Raw genomic sequence first — 12,401 nt, forward strand, 5'->3', positions numbered from 1 at the left:
ATTTCCTCCGGAAAGTGGTGCGCCGGGCCGATGCGCTCGGACCCGGCGCGGCGGCGGCTACTTCTCGATGTTCTCGAAGTCGAACAGTCCGTTCCAGGCGAGTTCGGCATGGGTGACCTTGTCCGAGACACCGGCCGCGGCGACGTAGTCGAGCACCGGGATGTCGGCCATGTCCTGGATCAGCAGGGTCTGGGCCTGGGCGACGAGCCGGTGCGATTCCTCCTGGGTGGGCGCGGCCAGGGCGGCGTCGAGCAGGCGGTCGAACTCCGGATTGTTGTAGTTGACGTTGTTGGTCTCGGAGAAGCTGTAGTACTGCGAGGTGAGGAACTGCAGCATGGTCGGGTAGTCGCCCTGCCAGCCGTACCGGAACGCCTTGCCGATGGTTTCGGCGTTCACCTCGTCGCGAATGTTCTTGAAGGTCGGGTACGGCACCGCGATGGCGTCGATGCCGAGCGTGTTCTTGACGCTGTTGGCCACGGCCTCGATCCACGCCTGGTGGCCGCCGTCGGAGTTGTAGGCGATCTCGTACCGGCCCGACCACGGGGACATGGCATCGGCCTGCGCCCACAGTTTCTTGGCTTCGTCGGGGTTGAACTTCAGCACCTCCGAACCCGGCAGGTCACCGTCGAAGCCGGGCAGGGTGGCGGCGGTGAAGTCGCGGGCCGGGAGCCGGGTGCCGTGGAAGATCTTGTCGCAGATGGATTCCCGGTCGATGGCCATGGAGATGGCGCGACGGCGCAGCAGCCCCTCCTCGCCGCCGAAGTGCGGAACATTGGACTGCACCCCGATGTGCTGGTTCTGCGCGGTCGGCTTGGTGATCGCGCGGTCGCCGAGGTCGTTCTGGTAGACGGTGAGGGCGCTTTCCGGGATGGTGTCGAGGGCGTCGAGGTTGCCCGCTTGCAGGTCGGCGTAGGCGGTATCGAAGGACTGGTACATGACGAACCGCAGGCCCTTGTTCTTGGCCGGGCGGCCGCCCGGATAGTCCGGATTGGGCACCAGGTCGATCTTGCTGTTGTGCTCCCAGGCGCCGGGTCCGGCGAACATGTAGGGGCCGTTGCCGATCGGGTTCTGGCCGAAGGCCGCCATATCGGCGTAGGCGGACTCGGGCAGCGGATAGAACGGCGCGTAACCGAGCGAGTCCTCGAAGTCGATCGAGGGGGCCTTCAGTTCGATGGTGAAGGTGCGGTCGTCGATCACCTTCAGGCCCGACATGGTGCGCTGCGTCGGGTTCTCCTTGGCGACCTCGTCGAATCCGGCGATGGGGGTGAACACGTAGTTCTGTAGCTGGGCGTTGGTGGACAGCGCGCCGTAGTTCCAGGCGTCCACGAAGGACCTGGAGGTCACCGGGCTGCCGTCGGTGAACTTCCAGTCCGGTTTCAGGGTGACGGTGTAGTTCTTGCGATCGGTGGTCTCGATGGATTCCGCGACCTCGTTGTGCGCCACCCCGTCGGCGTCGTAGTACTTCAGGCCCGCCCACAGCCGGTCGACCACCCGGCCGCCCATATTCTCATTGGTGTTGGTGGGCACCAACGGATTCTGCGGTTCGGCACCGTTGACGGTGACGATATCGGCGCTGCCGCCGCTGTCGGATGAGCAGGCCGTCAGGGTCAGGCTCGTGGCCAGCAGTGCGGCCGCCGCCGCGGCAATCATCTTCGCTCTCAAGGCATTCTCCCGATCGCAGGAAGACGGCACGGCGCGCACCGGGGTCCACCGGAGCACACCGCGGGGTCGTCTCAGGTGAAACGGACAGTAGCCACCCTGTCAGCCGTTGTCAGCGATTCGATGAGGGATTGTTCACCTTGTTAGCAATGTGGCAACATGCCCGACTCTTTGCCGCGTATCCGCGTGACACATTGCACATCTGGGCACCCTTCGGGACAGACAAATACGACGCAGGTCACAGTCGGATACTGTCGAACGTGGCCGCGGTCACCCCCGCGGACCGCCGCGGGCAGATGTCGAGAGAAGAAGAGAGATGACCGAACCCACCGCTGATCACCTGGACGCGTACCCGCCGAGCGCGGCCTTCGCCGCCGCGGCCAATGCCGACGCCTCTCTCTACGATCGGGCCCACGCCGACCGCGAGGCGTTCTGGGCCGAACAGGCCCAACGGCTGCACTGGCATCAGCCCTGGACCCGGGTATTGGACTGGAGCGATGCGCCGTTCGCGAAGTGGTTCGCCGACGGCACGCTGAACGTCGCCTACAACTGCGTGGACCGGCACGTGCACTCCGGACACGGCGATCAGATCGCCATCCATTGGGAGGGCGAGCCCGGGGACTCCCGCGACATCACCTATGGCGAGCTACTGGCCGAGGTGTCCAGGGCCGCGAACACACTGGCCGGGCTCGGGCTGCGAGCCGGAGATCGGGTGGCCATCTACATGCCGATGGTGCCCGAGGCCATCGTGTCCATGCTCGCCTGCGCCCGCCTGGGACTGACCCACTCGGTGGTGTTCGCGGGCTTCTCCCCCACCGCCCTGCGCTCCCGCGTCGACGACGCGGCCGCCAAACTGGTCATCACCACCGACGGCCAGTGGCGACGCGGCACCGCCGCCCCGCTCAAGGCCGCCGTCGACGAAGCCCTCGCCGCCGACGGCGGCGCGACCAGCGTCGACCACGTCCTCGTCGTCCGCCGCACCGGCATCGACGTCCCCTGGACCGACGACCGCGACCTCTGGTGGCACGAGACCGTCGCCCAGGCATCCCCCGAACACGAGGCACAGCCCTTCGACGCCGAACACCCGCTGTTCATCCTCTACACCTCCGGCACCACCGGAAAACCCAAAGGCATCCTGCACACCAGCGGCGGCTACCTCACCCAAACCTCCTACACCCACCACTACGTCTTCGACCACAAGCCCGGCCAGGACGTGTACTGGTGCACCGCCGACATCGGCTGGGTGACCGGACACTCCTACATCGTGTACGGACCGCTGTCCAACCGCGCCACCCAGGTCGTCTACGAGGGCACCCCGAACTTCCCCGACGAGCACCGGCACTGGCAGATCGTGGAGAAGTACGGCGTCTCCATCTACTACACCGCCCCCACCCTGGTGCGGACCTTCATGAAATGGGGCCGCGAAATCCCCGACGCCCACAACCTGAGCTCCCTGCGCCTGCTCGGCTCGGTCGGCGAACCCATCAACCCCGAAGCCTGGCGCTGGTACCGCGAGGTCATCGGCGGCGACACCACCCCCATCGTGGACACCTGGTGGCAAACCGAAACCGGCGCCATCATGATCTCCCCGCTGCCCGGCGTCACCACCACCAAACCCGGCGCCGCCATGCGCCCCCTGCCCGGCATCTCGGCCACGGTCGTCGACGAGGACGGCAAACCCGTCCAACTCGGCGAGACCGAAGCCAACGGGTATCTGGTCCTCGACCAGCCCTGGCCGTCGATGCTGCGCGGCATCTGGGGCGACAACGAGCGCTACCGCGACACCTACTGGTCCCGCTACCGCGAGCAGGGCTGGTACTTCGCCGGGGACGGCGCGAAACTCGACACCGACGGCGACCTGTGGGTCCTCGGCCGCGTCGACGACGTCATGAACGTCTCCGGCCACCGCATCTCCACCGCCGAGGTCGAATCCGCCCTCGTCGGCCATGCCGGTGTCGCCGAAGCCGCCGTCGTCGGGGCCTCCGACGCCACCACCGGTCAGGGCATCGTGGCCTTCGTCATCCTCACCGCCGAAGCCACCGACACCGGTGAGAGTCTCGTCGCCGAACTGAAGGCCGAGGTCTCCCGCGAGATCTCGCCCATCGCCAAACCGCGCGAGATCCACATCGTGCCCGAGCTGCCCAAAACCCGCTCCGGCAAGATCATGCGCCGGCTGCTGCGCGATGTCGCCGAGGGCCGCGAACTCGGCGACACCTCCACCCTGGTCGACCCGAACGTCTTCGAGGCCATCCGGGCCCGCCGGGCCTGATACCGCCCGCGGCGCGCGAACGGCCCTGTGACCTGCACAGTCACAGGGCCGTTTCACTCCGAGTCGGAACATTTCCGGCAAACCATTAGAATCCCGTAAAGGTGTGCCGGGAAGTCTGGTCGGCATGCGGCATGTGGCCGATCGCTCCCGGATGGGTTTCGCACGCCGCTGTTCTGTCGAACCGGCTGAAAGGTGCCCGAGTGATCACCCAGGTCCGCTCCGAGCTCTCCCGCTATCTACGGACCGAAACATTCGGTGGCGCACTGCTCCTCATCGCCGCCGCGGCCGCCCTGATCTGGGTCAACTCACCGTGGGGCGACAGCTATACGACCATGGTCGACACCCGGCTGGCGATTCCGCCGCTACATTTGGACCTCACCCTGGCCGACTGGACCAAGGACGGTCTGCTCGCCATCTTCTTCTTCGTCGCCGGGCTGGAGCTCAAACGTGAGCTGGTGGTCGGCGAACTCGCCGACCGCAAGAGCGCGTCCCTGCCGATCATCGCGGCGTTCGGCGGCGTGCTGCTGCCCGCGCTCATCGCCGTCGCGGTCGGCTGGGGCGTGGAGGGCATGGACCGCGGCTGGGCCATTCCGGTGGCCACCGATATCGCCTTCGCGCTGGGTGTGCTGGCCCTCACCGGTTCCCGGATTCCGGCCGCCGCGCGCGTCTTCCTGCTCAGCCTGGCCGTGGTGGACGATCTGATCGCCATCATCCTGATCGCCGTGCTGTTCACCACCACGGTGAAGATGCTGTGGCTGCTGGCCGCCATCCTGTGCTTCGCGATCTGGTGGGTGGGTCAGAAGTACCGGGTGAGCACGCCGATCCTGTACGTGCCGGTGGCGCTGGTGGCCTGGTACGCCCTGCACGAGGCGGGCATCCACCCGACGCTGGCGGGCGTGGCGCTGGGTCTGTTGACGCGGGTCCGGCCGGATCCGGACGAGGACGAGCACTGCGTGCCCGCGGCCAACCTCGAGCACTTCTTCCAGCCCATCTCCGCGGCCTTCTGCGTGCCGGTGTTCGCGCTGTTCGCCTCCGGCGTCACGCTGAACGCCGACGTGTTCTCGGAGATCTTCACCAACCGCCTGGGGCTGGCCATCGTGCTCGGTCTGCTGGTGGGCAAGACCGTGGGCATCTTCGGATTCGCCTGGGCCGCAATCCGGTTCGGACTGGCCAAGAAGCCCACCGATCTCGCCTATCGGGATATGTTCGCCCTGTCGGTCCTCGGAGCCATCGGCTTCACCGTTAGCCTCTTGGTGGCGGAACTCGCACTCGCGGATGTCGGCGACGGCTCCGCGGCGGAACTCGCGAAGGCGGCCGTGTTGCTCACGTCGTTGGCGGCTTCCCTGGTGGGTTCGGCGCTACTGTTGCGTCGTGGCCGTGCTCACCAGGCGGCGCGAGACGAGCGGGCACTGCAGGAACAAGAGAGTGACTGACCGGGCGGTACCGGGACGGGTCGACTGACACGGAGAAGGGTCGAGCAATTGAGCTTCACACAGGGCGGCAACGGTCAGGAAGGGCGTCATGCCCGTACCCTCACCTCGATTCCACTGTCCGAGGTCGATGCTCGCTCCGAAAGCATCGGCGGACTGGTTCGTGATGCCACCGAGCAGATGTCGACGCTGGTGCGGGCCGAGGTGGAGCTCGCCAAGGCCGAGGTCACCGGGGAGATCAAGAAGGGCCTGCAGGGCAGCGTCTACTTCATCGTCGCGCTGACCATCCTGCTGTTCAGCTCGTTCTTTTTCTTCTTCTTCCTGGCCGAGCTGCTGGATATGTGGATGTGGCGCTGGCTGGCGTTCCTCCTCGTCTTCCTGCTGATGGTGGTGGCCGTGGCGGCCTTCGGCGGCCTGGGCTATCTCAAGGTGCGCAAGCTGCGCGCCCCCGAGAAGACCATCGAATCGCTCAAGGAGGCGAAGACCGTGCTGCCCAGCGGTTTCGGCGCGCCCGGGGCGCACGAGGCCGCGCCGGGCGCGCTCGACAAGTTCCGAGCGTAGGTCTTCCATTACGCTTCCGGGCGTGTCGTCGAACTCGCTTCCGGATCCGTCCAGCGTCCGCTACGAGGGCCCGTGGACCCATCGGGACGTGCATGCCAACGGCATTCGCTTCCATGTGGTCGAAGCGGAGCCCGGTGCCGGTGTGCCGGCGATCGATCCGGATGCGCCGCTGGTGGTGCTGCTGCACGGTTTCGGCGATTTCTGGTGGTCGTGGCGGCACCAGCTCACCGGACTCGCCGCGCGCGGTTTCCGGGCCGTGGCGGTGGATCTGCGCGGCTACGGGGATTCCGACAAGCCGCCGCGCGGTTACGACGGCTGGACCCTGGCCGGTGATGTGGCGGGCCTGATCCGCGCACTCGGGCACACCGAGGCCACGCTCGTCGGCCACGCCGAGGGTGGTCTGGTGTGCTGGGCGACCGCGGTGCTGCATCCGCGCGTGGTGCGGTCCATCGCCCTGATCAGCTCACCGCATCCGGCGGCGCTCAAGCACATGGTGCTGCGCGACGGGCGGCAGCGGCGGGCCTGGCTGCCCAATTTCCTGCGCTACCAACTGCCGCGCTACGGAGAGCGGCTGCTCACCAAGTCCGACGGCGCGGAGATCGAGCGGCTGCTGCGACAGCGGGTGAGCGAACGCTGGTCGCACACCGCCGAGTTCGCCGATGCCGCCATCCGGATGCGCGCCGCCATCCGCATCCCCGGTGCGTCGCACTGTGCCCTGGAATACCAGCGCTGGGCCTTCCGCAGCCAGTGGCGGCCGGACGGCAAGCGTTTCATGGCGACCATGCGGGAGGCGGTGCGCATCCCGGTGCTCGCCCTGCACGGCGACGGCGATCGGTACATCCTGGCCGCCACCGTCCGCCGCGGCCACCACCTCGCGCCCGAACGCCGCCTGGTCGGCATTCCCGACGCGGGACATTTCGCCCATCAGGAGAACCCCGAGGCCGTCACCGCCGAACTGGCCAAGCTGCTGGCCTAGCCCGCCGAGTTCCGGACGTTCCCCGGGGCGTCCGGTCAGCGGTGCGTCCGATCAGCTCAGTACACACTGTCCCGTCGCGACCGGCGCGGTGAAGGCGGACGCGTTGTCCAGCTCCCCGCGAACCTCGTTGAGGGTCAGCACGTATCCGGTGTCCTCGTCGGTGACCGCCGCGCCGAACACCACCCCGAGCACCTGCCCCTCGGTGTCCACCAGCGGTCCGCCGGAGTTGCCCGCGCGCACCAGCCCGCGCACGGTGTACACCTCGCGCTGCACGTTCCCGTCGCGGTAGATGTTCGGCCCCTTGAGGTCCAGGGTCTCCCGCACCCGGGCCGCGCTGGCCGAGTAGGCCCCGCCGCCGGGGTAGCCGAGCACGATGGAGCTCTCCCCGGCCGCCGCCGGTTGCGGCGCCAGCGGAATGACAGGCGAGGCCAGTCCGGGCACGTCGAGGATCGCGATGTCCTTCATCGGATCGAACAGCACCACGGTGGCCGCCAGCGGCCCGCGCACGGTGTCCACGCTGACCTTGTTGGTGCCCGCCACCACGTGCGCGTTGGTCATGATGCGTTCGGGCGCGACCACGAATCCGGAACCCTCCAGCGCGCGTTGGCAACTGGGCGCCTGCCCGCGGATGCGCAGCACGCTGAGCTGCAACTGCTGCGCCACCGGCAACCGCAGCACGCTCGCGTCGGGCGGCTCCACGGCCGCCACCGACACCTGCCCGAACGGACCGATGACATCGGGCAGTCCGGAGGTGTTGAGCAGGCTGGAGAATTCGTTGGGCAGCTGCCGCAGCCAGTCCGGCGCGACCGTGTTCACCTCGGCCAGCACGCGGGAATTCTGCACGGCCGCGGCGATATTCGGCTGCGAGGAGCTGGTCAGCGGCAGTGCCAGCAGCCATGCGGTGGCCAGTACCGCCGCCGTCTGCAGGCCCGCCCCGACCACGCTGTCCACACTGCGGGTGAAGGGGTCGCGCATCCCGCTGCGCGCGGCGCGCCCCAGCACCATGCCCGCCACCTCGCCGATGATCACCAGCACGACGATGAGCACCACGCCCACCAGAACGCGGCTGCGGCCCTCGCTCAGATGGATGAGGATGTGCGGCGCGATGAGGATGCCCGCCACGGCCCCCAGCACGACGCCCAGGAAGGCGAGCGCCGAGGCGACCGCGCCCTGCCGCCACCCGGAGGAGGCGGCCAGTAGCGCGATGATCAGGACACCGAGGTCGAGCCAGGCCGAAGCGCTCATAACGTCATCCCTACCGCGGCCAACGAGGCCTGTAGATCACGCACATCGTGATGGTCCCATTCTTTCTCCCAGCCGGATACCGCGAGCAGCCCCGCGAGCACGCCCGCGGTGAATCCCCAGACCAGCATGCCGTCCACCGCGAAGGCCGGACCCATGTAGCCGAGCGGATGCCGGACCACGAACCGGTTGGCCGGATCGAGCAGTTCGGACAGCGGCACCCGGGCGACCCGGGTGGCCTCGGCCGCGCTGACCACCCCCACTTCCCCGGGGGTGCGCCAGTAGCCGACCACGGGGGTGACGTCGAAGCCCGACGGCGGCACGAAGATCTTGGGCAGGACGGACAGCGGCTGCACGCCGCCCGGGTCCAGGCCGGTCTCCTCCTCGGCCTCCCGCAGGGCGGTGAAGATCGGTCCCTCGTCACCGGGGTCGACCGCGCCGCCGGGGAAGGCGACCTGCCCGCTGTGCTGGCGCAGGGTGGCGGCCCGCTGGGTGAGCAGCACATTCGCGTCCTCGGGCAGACCACCGGGCGTGTTGGGGTCGGGGTCGGGCTGTCCGCCGAACAGCACCAGCACGGCGGCGTCGCGCGTCATGCCGGCGGCACCGGCGACCTTCCGCACGGCCTTGCGCATCACGGTGCGGCGCAGCACCGGATTGATGCCGGTGGGGTCGGCCGGATCGTGTTCGACCACCCCGCGCAGCCACCGCGGAACGCCGTCGGTGGAAATCTCGTATCTCATGCCTGCACTCCGAGCTGGGCGTCGACGGTCGCCGCGATGTCGTCGACGCTGGTGAAGGTGCGCCGGACGATATCGGCCACGGTGCCGTCGGCCCGCAGCAACACCGACTGCGGGTAGTAGGGGCCGGTGCCGACCGCGACCCGCACCCGGGCGTCGGCGTCCGCCACGCCCGGCAGGTGGACGCCGAGATCGGTCAGTCGCGCCAACGCCTTCACCGCATCCGGATCACTGTGCACGGTCAGCACCGTAACCGCACCGGCGGCTCGATCCGAAAACTGTTGTAGCAGAGGTAGTTCCTCTGCGCACGGGCCACACCAGTAGGCCCACAGGTTGAGCAGCGCGGGTTTGCCCGCCAGGGCGGCGGCCAGATCGACGGGCTGCCCGTCGGCCAGGCAGGTCAGCGTGATGCCGCGCAGCGGGCCGTCACCGACGGGCGCGCCGCTGGGCCGCGGGCACGCGGCCAGCGCGGCGGCGGCGCGATCCTGTTCGGATACGACCGGCACGGGGCGGGTCGCGCCGCCCTCGGCGGTGGTGTCGTCGTTCGTGTCGCGCGGCCACAGCGCCACCGTCAGCGCGACGGCCACCACGACGGCGAGCAGCGTCCACCGCAGCACCGGCCGTTGTGACAGTCCACGTGATCTCTGCTCGTCCCCCGACCGCTCGGGTCTCACAGCCCCACCAACTCGAGCAGATGCTCGGTCTCGGGTCCCTTGACCAGGGCGGCGGCGGTGGCGGGATCGGTGGGTCCGGTGCCGTAGGAGGGGCAGTCCTTGGCGAGCAGGCAGGCCCCGCACGCCGGTTTGCGGGCGTGGCAGACGCGACGGCCGTGGAAGATCACCCGGTGCGAGAGCATGGTCCAGTGTTTGCGCTCGATGAGGGCTCCGACCGCGTGCTCGATCTTGACCGGGTCCTCCTCGGTGGTCCATTTCCAGCGCTGCACCAGGCGGCCGAAGTGGGTGTCGACCGTGATTCCGGGCACATCGAAGGCATTGCCGAGGATGACGTTCGCGGTCTTGCGCCCGATGCCGGGCAGCTGCACGAGCTTGTCGAGGGTGTCGGGTAGCTCGCCGTCGTAGCGCTCCATGAGCGCCTGACCGAGGCCGATGAGCGCGGACGCCTTGTTGCGGTAGAAACCGGTCGGCCGGATGTACTCCTCCAGCTCGGTGCGATCGGCTTCGGCATAGGCGCGCGCATCGGGATACTTCGCGAACAACACCGGGGTGGTCATGTTCACCCGTACATCGGTGCACTGCGCGGAAAGAATTGTGGCCACGGCCAATTCGAGTGGCGTGGTGAAATCGAGTTCGCAGTGCGCGTCGGGAAATGCGACGGTCAGATCGCGGTACATCCGGCGGGCGCGGCGCACCAGACCCGTACGGGTCTCATTGCGTCGCGGATTCGCTTTCACCGGTCGCTCGAACGCTCGCGGCGCGGTGGCGCCTTCACTCGCCGCCGCGGGCACGACGGCATCGGCGGACCGCGCTTTACCGCTTCGCGCGGCAGCGCTGGATTCGGAGACACGCACGCGTCCACCTTACGGAACCAGAACCGGCCGACAACCGGGCTGCGCACCTCCCGTGTTCCATCTGAGACCTTGGGCGTGTTTACTCACCCGTATGCAAGGACTCGCTGTGGTGCTCTTCCCGGTGGTGCTGATGCTGTTCGCACTGGGGATGGAACGAGTCGAGAACCGGCTCCGCAAGCTGCTCGAACCGGACGAAGAGGTGCGGCAGTACCTGGATAGGGCGACGAATGCCGAGGTCAGCGATCTGACCAAATTGGGACTTCCGGCCGCTGCGGCGCGCCCGCGGCCGCGGCGGACCCGCGGTGAAGCCATGGATGTGGCGCAGGCCAGCTGAGCGCCGCACAGCGGCCGCCCGAATGCGACGCGGCCGACCCGCAGGTTGCGAAAATTACGCGTGTCGCAGAATTATGTTCTGCGTGTCGTGAGCACCGGACCCGTGTGTCGCAGGAAACGGACCGCGTGTCGCTGTAGTGGGCTTCTGTGTGTCGCGAGGGCCGACAGTGGGCGTCGTGAAAAGGGCCTCAGCGTGTCGGAGATTGAACGCGGCGCGTGGTGTCTATCACTACCCGGACATATTGCAAAGTAGACTGCACTGTCGGCCGAATCAGCTTCGGTCCAGGACAGAGCCATTTCCCATAAGGAGCACATTCGTGGACGAGGCCCTCGCCAGAGCAGGCATCTTCCAAGGCGTCGAGCCAACCGCCGTGGCGGCCCTCGCCAAACAGCTTCAGCCCGTGGACTTCCCGCGCGGCCATGTCATTTTCAACGAGGGTGAGCCCGGCGACCGCCTGTACATCATCACGTCCGGCAAGGTGAAGATCGGCCGCCGGTCTCCGGACGGTCGGGAGAACCTGCTGACCATCATGGGCCCGTCGGACATGTTCGGTGAGCTGTCGATCTTCGACCCGGGTCCGCGTACCTCGACGGCCACCACGGTCACCGAGGTGCGAGCGGTCACGATGGATCGCGACGCGTTGAAGTCGTGGATCGATCAGCGGCCGGAGATCGCCGAGCAGCTGTTGCGAGTGTTGGCGCGCCGTCTGCGCCGCACCAACAACAACCTCGCCGACCTCATCTTCACCGACGTGCCGGGTCGTGTCGCCAAGGCGCTGCTGCAGCTCGCACAGCGTTTCGGCACCCAGGAGGCGGGCGCCCTGCGCGTCACCCATGACCTCACCCAGGAGGAGATCGCCCAGCTGGTCGGCGCCTCCCGCGAAACCGTGAACAAGGCCCTGGCCGACTTCGCGCACCGCGGCTGGCTGCGCCTCGAGGGCAAGAGCGTGCTGATCTCCGATTCGGAGCGCCTGGCCCGCCGCGCCCGCTGACGCCGGGGAGAACCACAGACTCGCGGAGGCCGGGTCGTCACCACACCGGTGACGACCCGGCCCACACGCGTGTCCTGACGCCGATGGCCGAAATTTTCTCGACGGTGTCGACGAAGTGTGTCGAGACCGCGTGATCGGCTCCGACCAAGAGGCGAGAACCCCCATAGGGGAAACCAGCTCGAGCCTCGAGGAGCCATCATGAACATCCTGAAGAGCATCGGCGCCATCGTCGCCGGATTCGCCGTCGCCGCCACCGCGTCCAGCGCCACCGACCTGGTCCTGGAATCCAGCGGATACCTGCCCAGCGGCCATCTCTATGCACCGGTCCCGGTCGTGCTGTCCGTGATCCTGTACCGCACCGGCTTCGCCGTACTCGGCGCCTACGTGGCCGCTGGCCTCGCCCCCGCCCATCCCATGCGGCACGCACTGGTTCTGGGTGCCCTCGGCACCGTCGGCGGGTTCGGCGCCGCCATCGCCACTTGGAACATGAATATCGGCCCGCACTGGTACGCCCTGGCCGTGGCCGCCACCGGTCTCCCGGCCGCCTACCTCGGCGGTCTGCTGCGAACCCGCCGTCTCACCCACCGCACCCGCGTCGCCGTCGCGGCGGGGTGAATCGGACGCCGCGACAGGCCGGGCCGTCACCGGGAGTGGCGGCCCGGCCTACTCGCGCG

The 12,401-nt window shown here is 68.2% G+C and carries 12 protein-coding genes; 7 read left to right on the forward strand and 5 right to left on the reverse strand.

Translation table 11 applies throughout. The features are described 5' to 3' along the window. Positions 1–57: 57 nt before the first annotated feature. The gene (locus QJS31_RS19640; RefSeq protein WP_282785404.1) at positions 58–1,650 is read right to left on the reverse strand and encodes an ABC transporter substrate-binding protein; all 1,593 of its coding nucleotides are present in this window, start codon (positions 1,648–1,650) and stop codon (positions 58–60) included. A 325-nt stretch (positions 1,651–1,975) separates the two neighbouring features. Between QJS31_RS19640 and acs the strand changes: the two genes are divergently transcribed. From acs to QJS31_RS19660, 4 genes are all read left to right on the forward strand, one after another. After that, positions 1,976–3,928 (forward strand): acetate--CoA ligase, encoded by a 1,953-nt coding sequence (gene acs / locus QJS31_RS19645; RefSeq protein WP_306357346.1) that lies wholly within the window; start codon positions 1,976–1,978, stop codon positions 3,926–3,928. A 203-nt stretch (positions 3,929–4,131) separates the two neighbouring features. Next, on the forward strand, positions 4,132–5,361 hold the full coding sequence (gene nhaA / locus QJS31_RS19650) for a Na+/H+ antiporter NhaA (protein WP_306357450.1): 1,230 nt from the start codon (positions 4,132–4,134) through the stop codon (positions 5,359–5,361). A gap of 48 nt (positions 5,362–5,409) precedes the next feature. Further along, positions 5,410–5,919: a phage holin family protein gene (locus tag QJS31_RS19655; RefSeq protein ID WP_306357347.1), complete on the forward strand. Its 510-nt coding sequence runs from the start codon at positions 5,410–5,412 to the stop codon at positions 5,917–5,919. Between the two features lie 22 nt (positions 5,920–5,941). Next, the gene (locus tag QJS31_RS19660; RefSeq protein WP_306357348.1) at positions 5,942–6,895 is read left to right on the forward strand and encodes an alpha/beta fold hydrolase; all 954 of its coding nucleotides are present in this window, start codon (positions 5,942–5,944) and stop codon (positions 6,893–6,895) included. A gap of 51 nt (positions 6,896–6,946) precedes the next feature. Here the strand turns inward: QJS31_RS19660 and QJS31_RS19665 are convergent, their stop codons facing one another. From QJS31_RS19665 to nth, 4 genes are read right to left on the reverse strand one after another with little or no spacing between them, the layout of a single operon-like run. Then, positions 6,947–8,140 carry a MarP family serine protease gene (locus QJS31_RS19665; protein ID WP_282785694.1) on the reverse strand — a complete coding sequence of 398 codons (1,194 nt, stop codon included), beginning with the start codon at positions 8,138–8,140 and terminating at the stop codon, positions 6,947–6,949. Then, positions 8,137–8,877, reverse strand: coding sequence for a CoA pyrophosphatase (locus QJS31_RS19670; RefSeq protein ID WP_282785695.1), 741 nt, complete (start codon positions 8,875–8,877; stop codon positions 8,137–8,139). Before QJS31_RS19670 ends, QJS31_RS19665 begins: the two co-directional genes overlap by 4 nt. Then, positions 8,874–9,491 (reverse strand): TlpA disulfide reductase family protein, encoded by a 618-nt coding sequence (locus QJS31_RS19675; protein WP_306357349.1) that lies wholly within the window; start codon positions 9,489–9,491, stop codon positions 8,874–8,876. The genes QJS31_RS19670 and QJS31_RS19675 overlap by 4 nt, the downstream gene beginning before the upstream one ends. 53 nt (positions 9,492–9,544) lie before the next feature. Next, a complete protein-coding gene (gene nth / locus QJS31_RS19680) occupies positions 9,545–10,225 on the reverse strand; it encodes an endonuclease III (RefSeq protein ID WP_282785698.1) in 681 nt (226 codons plus the stop codon). Positions 10,226–10,493: 268 nt separating this feature from the next. Between nth and QJS31_RS19685 the strand changes: the two genes are divergently transcribed. The 3 genes from QJS31_RS19685 (at position 10,494) to QJS31_RS19695 (ending at position 12,342) form a co-directional block, all read left to right on the forward strand. After that, entirely contained in the window at positions 10,494–10,736 is a 243-nt protein-coding gene (locus QJS31_RS19685) for a hypothetical protein (RefSeq protein ID WP_029932752.1), read from the forward strand. 316 nt (positions 10,737–11,052) lie between these two features. Continuing rightward, complete coding sequence (locus tag QJS31_RS19690) at positions 11,053–11,727, forward strand: Crp/Fnr family transcriptional regulator (RefSeq protein WP_011206875.1); 675 nt, start codon at positions 11,053–11,055, stop codon at positions 11,725–11,727. Between the two features lie 198 nt (positions 11,728–11,925). Continuing rightward, positions 11,926–12,342 carry a hypothetical protein gene (locus QJS31_RS19695; RefSeq protein ID WP_306357350.1) on the forward strand — a complete coding sequence of 139 codons (417 nt, stop codon included), beginning with the start codon at positions 11,926–11,928 and terminating at the stop codon, positions 12,340–12,342. Positions 12,343–12,401 lie beyond the last annotated feature (59 nt).

Origin of the sequence: Nocardia sp. CC213A (assembly GCF_030766805.1) — a bacterium.
Taxonomy (GTDB): Bacteria; Actinomycetota; Actinomycetes; order Mycobacteriales; family Mycobacteriaceae; genus Nocardia; species Nocardia otitidiscaviarum.